The organism is Pseudomonas sp. GW821-FHT09E04, from assembly GCF_059416185.1.
This window is the reverse complement of the sequence record NZ_JBWKOR010000001.1, coordinates 1,182,318-1,195,754: the sequence shown is the minus strand read 5'-3', so window position 1 is coordinate 1,195,754 and position 13,437 is coordinate 1,182,318. Positions and strand designations below refer to the sequence as shown.

Genomic DNA, 13,437 nt, shown 5'->3' with positions numbered 1-13,437 from the left:
CTAAAGGGAAGGGCGGATCAGTTCGAGGCCGAAGCGATTGCCGGCCAGATAATCATCGATGCAGCGGATAATCAGCTCGCTGCGCCAGTGATCGCGCTGGGCCAATAATTCGTCGCGGGTCAGCCACTTGGCGCCGACGATACCGTCGTCCAGCTGATAATCCGGGTGGTGTTTCACGGCTTTGGCGCTGAAGCACACGCGCTGGTAAGTCACGCCGTTGCTGGGTGCGGTGTACAGATAAATGCCGATCACGCTGGTGGGTTCGACGTCCCAGCCGGTTTCTTCGAGGGTTTCGCGCGCGGCGGCTTCGATCAGGGTTTCGTCCGGATCCAGATGACCGGCCGGCTGATTGAGCACGTTACGGCCAGCCTTGTGTTCCTCGACCATCAGAAAGCGACCGTTGTCCTCGACGATGGTGGCGACGGTGATGTGGGGGAGCCATTGCATGAATTGAATCTCCTGGGCGGAAGGCGGAAACACAAACCCCGGCGCGAGGCCGGGGTTTGTGATGTTCCCTTTACAACCTTATACCAGCGCAGCGATGGCCGCGTTGAGGGTTGCGCTTGGGCGCATGGCCTTGCTGATCAGCTCGGCATTGGCGTGGTAGTAACCGCCGATGTCCACTGGCTTGCCTTGAACGGCGTTGAGCTCGGCAACGATGGTCGCTTCGTTCTCGGTCAGGGTCTTGGCCAGGGTCGCGAACTGCGCTTGCAGTGCAGCGTCTTCGGTCTGGGCGGCCAGGGCTTGCGCCCAGTACATGGCCAGGTAGAAGTGGCTGCCGCGGTTGTCGATGTTGCCGACTTTGCGCGATGGCGACTTGTTGTTGTCCAGGAACTGGCCAGTGGCCTGGTCCAGGGTCTTGGACAGAACCAGCGCTTTCGGGTTGTTGTAGGTCACACCCAGGTGCTCGAGAGAAGCGGCCAGGGCCAGGAATTCACCCAGCGAATCCCAGCGCAGGAAGTTCTCTTCGACCAGTTGCTGCACGTGCTTCGGAGCCGAACCGCCAGCGCCGGTTTCGAACAGGCCACCGCCGTTCATCAGCGGCACGATCGACAGCATCTTGGCGCTGGTGCCCAGTTCCATGATCGGGAACAGGTCGGTCAGGTAGTCACGCAGTACGTTGCCGGTCACCGAAATGGTGTCCTTGCCGTCGCGGGTGCGCTGCAGGGTGTACTTCATTGCGTCGACCGGCGCCATGATCTGGATGTCCAGACCGGCGGTGTCGTGATTCTTCAGGTAAGCCTGAACCTTCTCGATCACCACGCCATCGTGGGCGCGCATCGGGTCCAGCCAGAAAATGGCCGGGGTGCTGCTTGCGCGAGCACGGTTGACGGCCAGTTTGACCCAGTCCTGGATCGGCGCGTCTTTGGTCTGGCACATGCGGAAGATGTCGCCGGCTTCAACAGCCTGTTCCATCAGCAGGGTGCCTTTGCTGTCGGTCACGCGAACCACGCCGTCGGCCTTGATCTGGAAGGTCTTGTCGTGGGAACCGTACTCTTCGGCCTTTTTAGCCATCAGGCCAACGTTTGGCACGCTGCCCATGGTGGTCGGATCGAAAGCACCATTGGCTTTGCAATCTTCGATCACGGCCTGGTAGATGGTGGCGTAGCAACGATCCGGGATCACAGCCTTGGTGTCGTGCAACTGGCCGTCAGTGCCCCACATCTTGCCGGAGTCACGGATCATGGCCGGCATCGAGGCGTCGACGATAACGTCGCTCGGCACGTGCAGGTTGGTGATGCCTTTGTCGGAGTTGACCATCGCCAGCGACGGACGAGCGGCGTAGACCGCTTGAATGTCAGTTTCGATCTGAGCTTGTTGCTCGGCCGGCAGCGCTTTGATGCGGGCGTACAGGTCGCCGATGCCGTTGTTCAGGTTGAAGCCGATCTCGGCCAGCACGTCGGCGTGCTTGGTCAGGGCGTCTTTGTAGAACTCGGCAACGATCTGGCCGAACATGATCGGGTCGGAGACCTTCATCATGGTGGCTTTCAGGTGAACCGACAGCAGCACGCCTTGTTGCTTGGCGCTGTCGATTTCAGCGGCGATGAACGCGCGCAGGGCCTTTTTGCTCATTACGGAGCAATCGAGGATCTCGCCCGCCTGAACGGTGGTTTTTTCTTTCAGGACGGTCGCGGTGCCGTCTTTGGCGATCAGTTCGATCTTCACGGCGTCAGCGGCGTCGATCAGGGCGGCTTTTTCGCTGCCGTAGAAATCGCCGGTGCTCATGTGAGCGACGTGGGACTTGGAGTCTTTGGCCCAGGCGCCCATTTTGTGCGGGTGCTTGCGAGCGTAGTTCTTGACCGACAGCGGAGCACGACGGTCGGAGTTGCCTTCGCGCAGAACCGGGTTCACGGCGCTGCCCTTGACCTTGTCGTAACGCGCCTTGGTGTCTTTGTCGGCGTCGCTGGTCACGGTTTCCGGGTAGTCCGGCAGGTCGTAGCCCTGGGCTTGCAGCTCTTTGATAGCGGCTTGCAGTTGCGGAGCCGAGGCGCTGATGTTCGGCAGCTTGATGATGTTGGCTTCAGGCGTAACGGCCAGGTCGCCCAGTTCGGCGAGGTGGTCGGCTACGGCTTTGTCGCCCAGTTGCTCGGGGAAGCTGGCCAGAATACGTGCTGCAAGAGAGATATCGCGGGTTTCCACGGCGATATCGGCCGAGGCGGTGTAAGCCTCGATGATCGGCAGCAGGGAATAGGTGGCGAGGGCTGGAGCTTCGTCGGTGAAGGTATAGATGATCTTCGAGCGGGTGGGCATATTCGGATTAACTCTCTCTTCTTTGCTAAAGCGTGCGCAGAAACTCGAGGGGCGCCGGGTAAGCGCGTTCGTTCAAAGTCATCCATGAACCGAATGTCGAGATTCTTCGCGGTGATGTTGGGTGCATCAGTAGAGCGTCAAGCAGTCGGACTGCGGTAACAGTTCAACCAATCAGGCGGAAAGTCTCGTGCTAGAGAGGCCAGCCGTCGTGACCCTTTGGTCAGCGGGCGGCATTATACATAGGTAGCTGGCAATCTGCCGATGGTTCATATGCAACGATTCTCGTCCATTGGTCTAAAGGTCGCAGGCCGGGGTGGGGCGTAGAGTCGCCGTGAATGCTTGAGATTGGCGCTTTTCCCTTTGCTTTCAGGCTTGTACGAAACGAGATGTGGCCGCGCCCGGAACAGAGGGTTTGCGTGTTGATTCAACTGGGTTACGCTCGAACCAAGCCAGATGTTCAATCCAAACAATGGAGTTCAGCATGGGTTACAAGAAGATTCAGGTTCCAGCCGTCGGCGACAAAATCACCGTCAACGCAGACCATTCTCTCAATGTCCCTGATAACCCGATCATTCCCTTCATTGAAGGTGACGGCATTGGCGTCGACGTCAGCCCTGTGATGATCAAAGTGGTTGATGCTGCCGTGGCCAAGGCCTACGGGGGCAAGCGCAAGATTTCCTGGATGGAGGTTTATGCTGGCGAAAAGGCAACTCAAGTCTATGACCAGGACACCTGGCTGCCCCAGGAAACCCTGGACGCCGTCAAGGATTACGTCGTTTCCATCAAGGGCCCGCTGACCACCCCGGTCGGTGGCGGCATCCGCTCCCTCAACGTTGCCCTGCGTCAGCAACTCGATCTCTATGTCTGCCTGCGCCCTGTGGTGTGGTTCGAAGGCGTACCGAGCCCGGTGAAAAAGCCTGGCGACGTCGATATGGTGATCTTCCGCGAGAACTCCGAAGACATCTATGCCGGTATCGAATGGAAGGCCGGCTCTCCTGAAGCCACCAAGGTCATCAAGTTCCTGAAAGAAGAAATGGGCGTCACCAAGATCCGTTTTGACCAGGATTGCGGTATCGGCATCAAGCCTGTTTCGAAAGAAGGCACCAAACGTCTGGTGCGCAAGGCCCTGCAATACGTGGTGGACAACGACCGCAAGTCGCTGACCATCGTGCACAAGGGCAACATCATGAAATTCACCGAAGGTGCCTTCAAGGACTGGGGCTACGAGGTGGCGAAGGAAGAATTCGGCGCCGAGCTGCTCGATGGCGGCCCATGGATGAAATTCAAGAACCCGAAAACCGGCCGTGAAGTCATCGTCAAGGACGCCATTGCCGACGCCATGCTCCAGCAGATCCTGCTGCGTCCGGCCGAATATGATGTGATCGCCACCCTCAACCTCAACGGTGACTACCTGTCCGACGCCCTGGCGGCGGAAGTGGGCGGTATCGGTATCGCGCCGGGTGCCAACCTGTCCGACACCGTGGCCATGTTCGAGGCGACCCACGGTACCGCGCCGAAATATGCCGGCAAGGACCAGGTCAACCCGGGTTCGGTGATTCTGTCGGCCGAGATGATGTTGCGCCACCTGGGCTGGACCGAGGCGGCTGACCTGATCATCAAGGGCACCAATGGCGCGATCAAGGCCAAGACCGTGACCTACGACTTCGAACGTCTGATGGAAGGCGCCACGCTGGTGTCTTCTTCGGGCTTCGGTGAGGCGATCATCAAACACATGTAAGAAAGACCGCTGCAACGAAACCGCCCGGCTCGAGTGATCGAGCCGGGCGGTTTGTTTTCTGGCAGGTGTTCTGGTCGCTTCAGCTGGTCACTGATTGATGCTGCGCGGCGGCCGAGACGGTATCTTTCGCAGGCTCGGCATTCTGAATTTTTGTGGCGTGCAGCCCTTTGGGGCCTTGCACGATATCGAATTTGACGATTTGCCCGGCTTTGAGGGTTTTGTACCCGTCCATCTCAATGGCGGAGTAGTGTGCAAAGAAATCGATTTCCTTGCCGTCCTCGTCCTTCCCCTCGCGGGATTCGGTATTGATGAAACCGAACCCCTTGGCATTGTTGAACCATTTCACCTTGCCGACAGCCATGCTCAAATCCCTCTGCAACAGTCTCCATCGCTGGAGTATCATCCAATTCATCCGCAGTCGAATCCGTTAAAAAGATTGACTCCGCGGATCTTTTTTACCCACTGTGGGTTCTATTGGTTGTAACACCGTTTTCCCGATAGTCAAGGTGACCGGGCAGTCGGAGTTGAAAACGTGTCAAGCCGCCCCCACCACTGTATTTGCACAACTGACGAACCTTTCTTTCCATGCATGCAATCAGCCAGATTCGACTAACATTCAATCAGGATCGCCCTGATTTACACGACGACGATTCAGCGGGTATTGCTGTTCAGGAAGCAAAGCCTGCGTTACAGGCGCCGCCGATGTACAAGGTGGTTTTGTTTAATGATGACTACACACCGATGGATTTCGTCGTCGAAGTGCTCGAGGTGTTTTTTAACCTGAATCGCGAGCTGGCGACCAAGGTCATGCTGGCCGTCCATACAGAAGGACGGGCAGTATGTGGAGTGTTTACCCGCGACATCGCCGAGACAAAGGCCATGCAGGTCAACCAGTACGCCAGGGAAAGCCAGCATCCGCTACTCTGTGAAATCGAGAAGGACGGTTAATCGCCGACCACTTGGGTATGAGGTGAAGCTATGTTAAACCGCGAGCTCGAAGTCACCCTCAATCTTGCCTTCAAGGAGGCACGTTCGAAGCGTCATGAGTTCATGACCGTCGAACACCTGCTGCTGGCCCTATTGGACAATGAGGCTGCCGCCACCGTATTGCGTGCCTGCGGCGCAAACCTCGACAAACTCAAGCACGACCTGCAGGAGTTCATCGACTCCACCACGCCGCTGATCCCCGTCCATGACGAAGATCGCGAAACCCAGCCAACCCTGGGCTTCCAGCGTGTGCTGCAACGTGCTGTCTTTCATGTGCAGAGCTCGGGCAAACGCGAAGTGACTGGCGCCAACGTGCTGGTTGCAATCTTCAGTGAGCAAGAGAGTCAGGCGGTGTTCCTGCTGAAACAGCAGAGCGTTGCACGCATTGATGTCGTCAACTATATCGCCCATGGCATTTCCAAGGTGCCGGGGCATGGCGATCACTCTGAAGGTGAACAAGATATGCAGGACGACGAGGGCGGTGAGTCTTCTTCTTCAGGCAATCCGCTGGATGCTTATGCCAGCAACCTCAACGAACTCGCACGCCAGGGCCGGATCGATCCGCTGGTCGGGCGTGAAACGGAAGTCGAGCGTGTCGCGCAGATTCTCGCGCGTCGTCGCAAGAACAATCCGCTGCTGGTAGGCGAGGCGGGCGTGGGTAAAACCGCGATTGCCGAAGGCCTTGCCAAGCGCATTGTCGACAACCAGGTGCCGGACCTGCTGGCCAACAGCGTCGTTTATTCCCTTGATCTGGGCGCCTTGCTCGCAGGCACCAAGTATCGCGGTGATTTCGAGAAGCGCTTCAAGGCGTTGCTCAACGAACTGAAAAAACGTCCGCAGGCGATCCTGTTCATCGACGAGATCCACACCATCATCGGTGCGGGTGCGGCGTCGGGTGGCGTCATGGATGCCTCGAACCTGCTCAAACCGCTGCTGTCGTCTGGCGACATTCGCTGCATCGGTTCGACTACGTTCCAGGAATTCCGCGGCATCTTCGAGAAAGACCGTGCTCTGGCACGTCGCTTCCAGAAGGTCGATGTGGTCGAGCCATCGGTGGAAGACACCATCGGTATCCTGCGCGGCCTGAAAGGGCGTTTCGAGCAGCACCACAACATCGAATACAGCGATGAGTCGTTGCGCGCCGCTGCAGAACTGGCTTCGCGCTACATCAATGACCGGCATATGCCGGACAAGGCCATCGATGTGATCGACGAGGCGGGCGCCTATCAGCGTCTGCAACCGGTCGAGAAGCGTGTGAAGCGCATCGAAGTGCCGCAGGTCGAGGACATCGTGGCGAAGATCGCGCGGATTCCGCCGAAGCACGTCACCAGTTCCGACAAGGAACTGCTGCGTAACCTCGAGCGCGACCTGAAGCTGACGGTGTTTGGTCAGGACGCGGCGATCGATTCGCTGTCGACTGCGATCAAACTGTCTCGTGCCGGCCTCAAGTCGCCGGACAAGCCGGTCGGTTCGTTCCTGTTCGCCGGGCCTACCGGTGTCGGTAAAACCGAGGCTGCGCGCCAATTGGCCAAGGCTCTTGGGATTGAACTGGTTCGCTTCGACATGTCCGAGTACATGGAGCGCCACACCGTATCGCGTCTGATCGGTGCGCCTCCGGGTTATGTCGGTTTCGACCAGGGCGGTCTGCTGACCGAAGCGATCACCAAGCAGCCGCACTGCGTGTTGCTGCTCGACGAAATCGAGAAGGCGCATCCGGAAGTCTTCAACCTGCTGCTGCAGGTGATGGACCACGGCACGCTGACCGATAACAACGGGCGCAAGGCGGACTTCCGCAATGTGATCGTGATCATGACCACCAACGCCGGTGCTGAAACAGCGGCGCGTGCTTCGATCGGTTTCACTCATCAGGATCATTCGTCCGATGCGATGGAAGTGATCAAGAAGAGCTTCACGCCGGAATTCCGCAACCGTCTGGATACCATCATTCAGTTTGGTCGCCTCAGTCATGAGGTCATCAAAAGCGTGGTGGACAAGTTCCTCACCGAACTTCAGGCGCAGCTGGAAGACAAGCGTGTGCTTCTGGAAGTTACCGATGCGGCGCGCAGTTGGCTGGCGGCCGGTGGTTACGATTCGGCCATGGGCGCTCGTCCGATGGCGCGTCTGATCCAGGACAAGATCAAGCGTCCGCTGGCGGAGGAGATTCTGTTTGGCGAGCTGGCCGAGCATGGCGGTGTGGTTCACATCGACATCAAGGATGGTGAGCTGACGTTTGACTTCGAGACCACTGCGGAAATGGCCTGACGGCTGTGAAGTGAAAAGGCGCCTTCGGGCGCCTTTTTGTTGTCTGTTTGTTTGGTGTGAATATCCGTTGCTGCGGTTATGGCCGCTTAGGGTTCCGCCCTTACGGCGGGTCACTTTTGGCAAACGCCCCAAAAGTAACCAAAAGGTCTATGCCCTGACGTTCGGCCCTCGCTGTGGCTCGGGTTCCTTCGCTCCGGGATTGATCCGGGGGCATCGCCTACGGTTTGCTTCGCTGCACCTCCTCTCGATGCATGCGGCTGCGCCGCACGGTCGCTGCGCTCCCACCCCCGGATCAATCCCTCCACTCAGCCTGCCGACGGGCCCTGCGATCAAAAGCTTTACTCGAGCTAACGCTCATCGTGGTGAGTGGTGAGGAGCACGGCGTGTTCGGCTTAGGTTTTGTGGTGGGATTACCCCTCACCCCAGCCCTCTCCCCGAGGAGAGGGAGCCGATTTTTGTGCTTTTCAAAGCCTGAGTTCGACTCGGTATTTCACGTCGGCGCAATTCTCCCAAACAACTCGGTCGGTTCCCTCTCCCTCCGGGAGAGGGCTAGGGTGAGGGGATCTTGATCTGGCTTCTGCTCTGGCTCTGGCTCTGGCTCTGGCTTTTGATCTTTAGCCCCTTCGGCAGGCCGAGCGGAGGTGTCCATCAGGGGGTGGGCGCGCAGCGCCGTGCGGCGAAGCCGCATACATCGAGAGGAGGTGCAGCGAAGCAAACCGTAGGCGATGCCCCCTGGTGGACACCGTAGCGAGGGAACGCTGAGCCTAAGCGAAGTGCCGTACGCCGGGGCCAAGACTTTTTGGTTACTTTTGAGGCGTTTGTCAAAAGTGACTCGCTGTAAGAGCGAAACCGCCAGCGGCAGCACCCGAGACAACGGATATACACCCAAAACTCAAGCACAAACCCAAAGCGCCAAATCCCAGACAAACAAAAACGCCCGGCATTAAGCCGGGCGTCTTGTATTGACTTGATTAGCGAGCGCGGTAAGTAATGCGCCCTTTGCTCAAGTCATAGGGCGTCAGCTCGACGCGCACTTTGTCACCGGTAAGAATACGAATGTAGTTCTTGCGCATCTTGCCGGAGATATGCGCGGTTACGACGTGCCCATTTTCCAACTCCACACGAAACATGGTGTTGGGCAGGGTGTCGACGACAGTGCCTTCCATTTCGAAGCTGTCTTCTTTCGACATGCAGTAAAGCCCTCGGTGTCCAATGAATGGCCCGGTGCAACTGCGCCAGGCAAAAGCGGCGTGCATTGTGCCCGAAAAATGGGGTTTACGCCAAGGGGTTTAGGGCTTGCATTCAGTTCAGGATGACCCAGCGCTGATTAATCAGCAGTTCGATCGGTCGATATTGGGTCTTGTAGTTCATCTTTTTGCAGTTTTTGATCCAGTAACCCAGGTACACCGCCTCGAGCCCCAGCCGCTGGGCCTCGCCGATCTGCCAGAGGATGGCGTAGCGCCCTAGGCTGCGGCGCTCTTCCTCTGGTTCGTAAAAGGTGTAGACCGCTGACAGACCGTTAGGCAGCAGATCGGTGACGGCGACCGCCAGCAACCGCCCGTCGAGCCGGAACTCGTAGAAGCGTGAGAAGGGCAGGTCGCGAACCAGAAAAGTCGAGAATTGATCACGGCTCGGCGGGTACATATCGCCGTCGGCATGGCGCTGTTCGATGTAACGCTGATAAAGATCGAAATATTCTTCGCTGAAACCAGGCTTGACCGGGCGCACCTGCAAGTCGGCGTTGCGTTTGAAAATGCGTTTTTGCTGCCGATTGGGGTTGAACTGCGCCACCGGAATGCGTGCAGGCACGCAGGCATTGCAGTTCTGGCAATGCGGGCGGTACAGGTGATCGCCGCTGCGACGAAAGCCCATTTCCGACAGGTCTGCGTAGACATGCACATCCATGGGCTGGCTCGGGTCGAGAAACAGGGTCGTGGCCTGCTCCTCGGGCAGATAACTGCAAGAGTGAGGCTGAGTGGCATAAAACTTCAACCGCGCCAACTCGGTCATGATCAACCCTCGGGGGTAAGCTGGTGAATTAAGTGTAAGCCACGCGCGCAAAAGTCGCTCAGCAAACCCAGGTGGCAAGGTTGGGTTGATCGAGGTGCCGGGCCAGATATTCGGCAAATGCGGGGCGGGAGATCGCCCGGGCACCGAGGCTGTGCAGATGATCGGTAGGCATCTGGCAGTCGATCAGCACGAAACCCGAGTCTTTCAAGTGTCGCACCAGGGTGGCAAAACCGTACTTGGAGGCGTTGTCGGCGCGACTGAACATCGATTCGCCAAAAAACAGTTGCCCCATCGCCAGGCCGTAGAGTCCGCCGACCAGTTCGCCCTGGTCCCACACTTCTACCGAATGGGCGAAGCCGCGCTGGTGCAGTTCGACATAGGCGTCCTGCATGGCCTGGGTGATCCAGGTGCCATCGGCGTAATCCCGTGGTGCGGCGCAGGCGCGAATGACCGCCTCGAAATCCTGATCGAAAGTCACTTGATAGCGTTGCTGGCGCAGCAGTTTGCCGAGGCTGCGCGAGACATGCAGTTCGTCGGGAAACAACACGGTGCGCGGATCCGGCGACCACCAGAGGATGGGCTGGCCTTCGGAGAACCACGGAAAGCAGCCATGGCGATAGGCCTGGATCAAGCGATCGGCGGACAGGTCGCCGCCGGCCGCCAGCAATCCGTTGGGATCGCGCATGGCCTTTTCCAGTGGCGGGAAAGTCAGTGAATTGCGTTGTAACCAAGTCAGCATGGCGTCCAGGCTTGCAGAAGGGGAGGGCAGTAGGCGGTGAGGCCCGTTACAAAGTGTGCCGGTAAAAAGCGCGAATGTCCCCCCGAACCTGTTCGAAGATTGCACGGCTGCAACTTGGTCGGGTGGACGCGGTCGTAGACGGGCGTCGGGGGCGAATGTGCACGGTGTCCGGGAAGGCGTCGAGTGGGGGCATTTGGCCGTCATGAGCAATCAGAGGTAGATGCTTCGCTACGTTCATCAAATACACCTCATAAGCCTTTGTCACAAAAGACAATGCATGCTCAAATTGCGTCGCAGGTTTTGTCTGCTTGGCTATGCTTGAAGCTGGGGCTCGAAGCATGGCATCGCACGCGCAAACCCGTACAATGCCGGGCTGTTACAGAATATTCGCAGCGTGCCGTGTTTATAAAACACGGGGCGCAGTGTTAAAAGTAGTCTCAGTTGTGCCCGTCAATTTTTTTACCTGCCTGGATTGGGCAGTTTTTTATTGTCATTCAATAGATGGACGCGCCTCTGGCGCAGGAAAAGAAGCGTTTTGAAGAAATCCACCGCAGCACCAAAAACAGTCGTCCCGCTCTGGCGCCAGCAATTGCACTACCGACTCAAGGAAGGTGCATTGATCGCCATCGGTGCCTTGTGCCTGTTCCTGATGATGGCCTTGCTGACTTACGGCAAGGACGATCCGGGCTGGAGCCACAACAGCAAGATCGACGACGTGCAGAATTTCGGCGGCCCGGCGGGCTCCTACAGCGCCGACATCCTGTTCATGGTGCTGGGTTACTTCGCGTACATCTTCCCGTTGCTGCTGGCGATCAAGGCGTATCAGATCTTCCGTCAGCGCCACGAACCCTGGCAGTGGAGCGGCTGGCTGTTCTCCTGGCGCCTGATCGGCCTGGTGTTTCTGGTGCTGTCCGGCGCTGCGCTGGCGCACATTCATTTCCATGCGGCCACCGCGTTGCCGGCCGGTGCGGGTGGCGCGCTGGGTGAAAGCCTCGGTGATCTGGCCCGCAACGCCCTGAACATTCAGGGCAGCACATTGCTGTTCATCGCGCTGTTCCTGTTCGGCCTGACCGTATTCACCGACCTGTCGTGGTTCAAGGTGATGGACGTTACCGGCAAGATCACCCTCGATCTGTTCGAACTGTTCCAGGGCGCGGTCAACCGCTGGTGGTCGGCGCGGACCGAGCGCAAGCAACTGGTCGCGCAATTGCGTGAAGTCGATGACCGGGTGCACGACGTGGTCGCCCCGACAGTCACCGACAAGCGCGAGCAGGCCAAGGTCAAGGAACGTCTGATCGAGCGTGAACAGGCCCTGAGCAAGCACATGTCCGAGCGCGAGAAACAGGTTCCGCCGGTCATCGCTCCGGCCCCGGTCAAGGCGCCAGAGCCAAGCAAGCGCGTGCAGAAAGAGAAGCAGGCGCCGCTGTTCGTCGACAGTGCCGTGGAAGGCACCTTGCCACCGATCTCGATTCTCGATCCTGCGGAAAAGAAACAGCTCAACTACTCGCCCGAGTCCCTGGCGGCGGTCGGCCACTTGCTGGAGATCAAGCTCAAGGAGTTCGGCGTCGAAGTCACTGTGGATTCGATCCATCCCGGCCCGGTCATTACCCGTTACGAAATCCAGCCAGCCGCTGGCGTCAAGGTCAGCCGTATCGCCAACCTGGCCAAAGACCTTGCACGTTCGCTGGCCGTGACCAGCGTGCGGGTGGTCGAGGTGATTCCGGGCAAGACCACGGTCGGTATCGAGATTCCCAACGAAGACCGCCAGATCGTGCGTTTCTCTGAAGTGCTGTCGACCCCTGAGTACGACAACTTCAAGTCGCCGGTCACCCTGGCCCTGGGCCACGACATCGGCGGCAAGCCGGTCATTACTGACCTGGCGAAGATGCCTCACTTGCTGGTGGCCGGTACGACCGGTTCCGGTAAGTCGGTGGGCGTGAACGCGATGATCCTGTCGATCCTGTTCAAGTCCGGCCCGGAAGACGCCAAGCTGATCATGATCGACCCGAAGATGTTGGAACTGTCGATCTACGAAGGCATTCCGCATCTGCTGTGCCCGGTCGTGACCGACATGAAGGACGCCGCCAACGCCCTGCGCTGGAGCGTTGCCGAGATGGAACGTCGCTACAAGCTGATGGCGAAGATGGGCGTGCGAAACCTGTCCGGCTTCAACGCCAAGGTCAAGGAAGCCCAGGACGCCGGCGAGCCGCTGAGCGATCCGCTGTACAAGCGCGAAAGCATCCACGACGAAGCGCCGCTGTTGCAAAAGCTGCCGACCATCGTTGTGGTCGTGGACGAATTCGCCGACATGATGATGATCGTCGGCAAGAAGGTTGAAGAGCTGATCGCCCGTATCGCCCAGAAAGCGCGAGCTGCCGGTATTCACCTGATCCTCGCGACCCAGCGGCCGTCGGTGGACGTGATCACCGGTCTGATCAAGGCCAACATCCCGACGCGGATGGCGTTCCAGGTATCGAGCAAGATCGACTCCCGGACCATCATCGACCAGGGTGGCGCCGAACAACTGCTTGGCCACGGTGACATGCTCTACATGCCGCCGGGCACCAGCCTGCCTATCCGGGTTCACGGCGCCTTCGTGTCCGACGATGAAGTTCACCGGGTGGTGGAAGCCTGGAAGCTGCGCGGTGCGCCGGAATACAACGACGACATCCTCAACGGTGTCGAAGAGGCGGGCAGTGGTTTCGAAGGCAGTAGCGGCGGCGGTGACGGCGATGATCCGGAAGCCGACGCGCTGTACGACGAAGCCGTGCAGTTTGTACTGGAAAGCCGCCGCGCCTCCATCTCCGCTGTACAGCGCAAGCTGAAGATCGGTTACAACCGTGCCGCGCGCATGATCGAAGCCATGGAAATGGCCGGGGTCGTGACGTCCATGAACACCAACGGTTCCCGCGAAGTCCTGGCCCCTGGCCCGGTGCGCGACTGATTCGAT

10 protein-coding genes are annotated in these 13,437 nt (G+C 58.7%); 4 read left to right on the top strand and 6 right to left on the bottom strand.

The annotated features are described in order from the left end of the window. Positions 1 to 447, bottom strand: a complete 447-nt coding sequence (locus AC07N4_RS05480; RefSeq protein ID WP_493065131.1) for an NUDIX hydrolase — start codon at positions 445 to 447, stop codon at positions 1 to 3. A gap of 78 nt (positions 448 to 525) precedes the next feature. Further along, on the bottom strand, positions 526 to 2,751 hold the full coding sequence (locus AC07N4_RS05475; protein WP_493065130.1) for an NADP-dependent isocitrate dehydrogenase: 2,226 nt from the start codon (positions 2,749 to 2,751) through the stop codon (positions 526 to 528). A 481-nt stretch (positions 2,752 to 3,232) separates the two neighbouring features. Between AC07N4_RS05475 and icd the strand changes: the two genes are divergently transcribed. Beyond that, positions 3,233 to 4,489 (top strand): NADP-dependent isocitrate dehydrogenase, encoded by a 1,257-nt coding sequence (icd, locus tag AC07N4_RS05470; protein ID WP_003223831.1) that lies wholly within the window; start codon positions 3,233 to 3,235, stop codon positions 4,487 to 4,489. A 79-nt stretch (positions 4,490 to 4,568) separates the two neighbouring features. On the opposite strand, the gene AC07N4_RS05465 is transcribed toward icd, so the two are convergent. After that, positions 4,569 to 4,850 carry a cold shock domain-containing protein gene (locus AC07N4_RS05465; RefSeq protein ID WP_096822254.1) on the bottom strand — a complete coding sequence of 94 codons (282 nt, stop codon included), beginning with the start codon at positions 4,848 to 4,850 and terminating at the stop codon, positions 4,569 to 4,571. Between the two features lie 224 nt (positions 4,851 to 5,074). Here AC07N4_RS05465 and clpS point away from each other — a divergent pair, with 224 nt between their 5' ends. Further along, on the top strand, positions 5,075 to 5,437 hold the full coding sequence (gene clpS / locus AC07N4_RS05460) for an ATP-dependent Clp protease adapter ClpS (protein ID WP_015094394.1): 363 nt from the start codon (positions 5,075 to 5,077) through the stop codon (positions 5,435 to 5,437). 30 nt (positions 5,438 to 5,467) lie between these two features. Beyond that, the gene (gene clpA / locus AC07N4_RS05455) at positions 5,468 to 7,738 is read left to right on the top strand and encodes an ATP-dependent Clp protease ATP-binding subunit ClpA (protein WP_085732141.1); all 2,271 of its coding nucleotides are present in this window, start codon (positions 5,468 to 5,470) and stop codon (positions 7,736 to 7,738) included. A 971-nt stretch (positions 7,739 to 8,709) separates the two neighbouring features. Here the strand turns inward: clpA and infA are convergent. From infA to aat, 3 genes are all read right to left on the bottom strand, one after another. Continuing rightward, positions 8,710 to 8,928 carry a translation initiation factor IF-1 gene (gene infA / locus AC07N4_RS05450; protein WP_002553999.1) on the bottom strand — a complete coding sequence of 73 codons (219 nt, stop codon included), beginning with the start codon at positions 8,926 to 8,928 and terminating at the stop codon, positions 8,710 to 8,712. A 112-nt stretch (positions 8,929 to 9,040) separates the two neighbouring features. Continuing rightward, positions 9,041 to 9,748 carry an arginyltransferase gene (locus AC07N4_RS05445; protein ID WP_096822650.1) on the bottom strand — a complete coding sequence of 236 codons (708 nt, stop codon included), beginning with the start codon at positions 9,746 to 9,748 and terminating at the stop codon, positions 9,041 to 9,043. Positions 9,749 to 9,806: 58 nt separating this feature from the next. Next, positions 9,807 to 10,487, bottom strand: a complete 681-nt coding sequence (aat, locus tag AC07N4_RS05440; protein WP_102622715.1) for a leucyl/phenylalanyl-tRNA--protein transferase — start codon at positions 10,485 to 10,487, stop codon at positions 9,807 to 9,809. Between the two features lie 535 nt (positions 10,488 to 11,022). Here aat and AC07N4_RS05435 point away from each other — a divergent pair. Continuing rightward, positions 11,023 to 13,431 carry a DNA translocase FtsK gene (locus tag AC07N4_RS05435; protein WP_102622714.1) on the top strand — a complete coding sequence of 803 codons (2,409 nt, stop codon included), beginning with the start codon at positions 11,023 to 11,025 and terminating at the stop codon, positions 13,429 to 13,431. Positions 13,432 to 13,437 lie beyond the last annotated feature (6 nt).

What these genes read in the sequence shown, in the direction of transcription:
- AC07N4_RS05465 (WP_096822254.1), bottom strand. Translation starts at nt 4,850, where the DNA reads ATGGCTGTCGGCAAGGTGAAATGGTTCAACAATGCCAAGGGGTTCGGT.
- AC07N4_RS05475 (WP_493065130.1), bottom strand. Translation starts at nt 2,751, where the DNA reads ATGCCCACCCGCTCGAAGATCATCTATACCTTCACCGACGAAGCTCCA.
- aat (WP_102622715.1), bottom strand. Translation starts at nt 10,487, where the DNA reads ATGCTGACTTGGTTACAACGCAATTCACTGACTTTCCCGCCACTGGAA.
- icd (WP_003223831.1), top strand. Translation starts at nt 3,233, where the DNA reads ATGGGTTACAAGAAGATTCAGGTTCCAGCCGTCGGCGACAAAATCACC.
- clpA (WP_085732141.1), top strand. Translation starts at nt 5,468, where the DNA reads ATGTTAAACCGCGAGCTCGAAGTCACCCTCAATCTTGCCTTCAAGGAG.
- AC07N4_RS05445 (WP_096822650.1), bottom strand. Translation starts at nt 9,748, where the DNA reads ATGACCGAGTTGGCGCGGTTGAAGTTTTATGCCACTCAGCCTCACTCT.
- AC07N4_RS05480 (WP_493065131.1), bottom strand. Translation starts at nt 447, where the DNA reads ATGCAATGGCTCCCCCACATCACCGTCGCCACCATCGTCGAGGACAAC.
- clpS (WP_015094394.1), top strand. Translation starts at nt 5,075, where the DNA reads ATGCATGCAATCAGCCAGATTCGACTAACATTCAATCAGGATCGCCCT.
- infA (WP_002553999.1), bottom strand. Translation starts at nt 8,928, where the DNA reads ATGTCGAAAGAAGACAGCTTCGAAATGGAAGGCACTGTCGTCGACACC.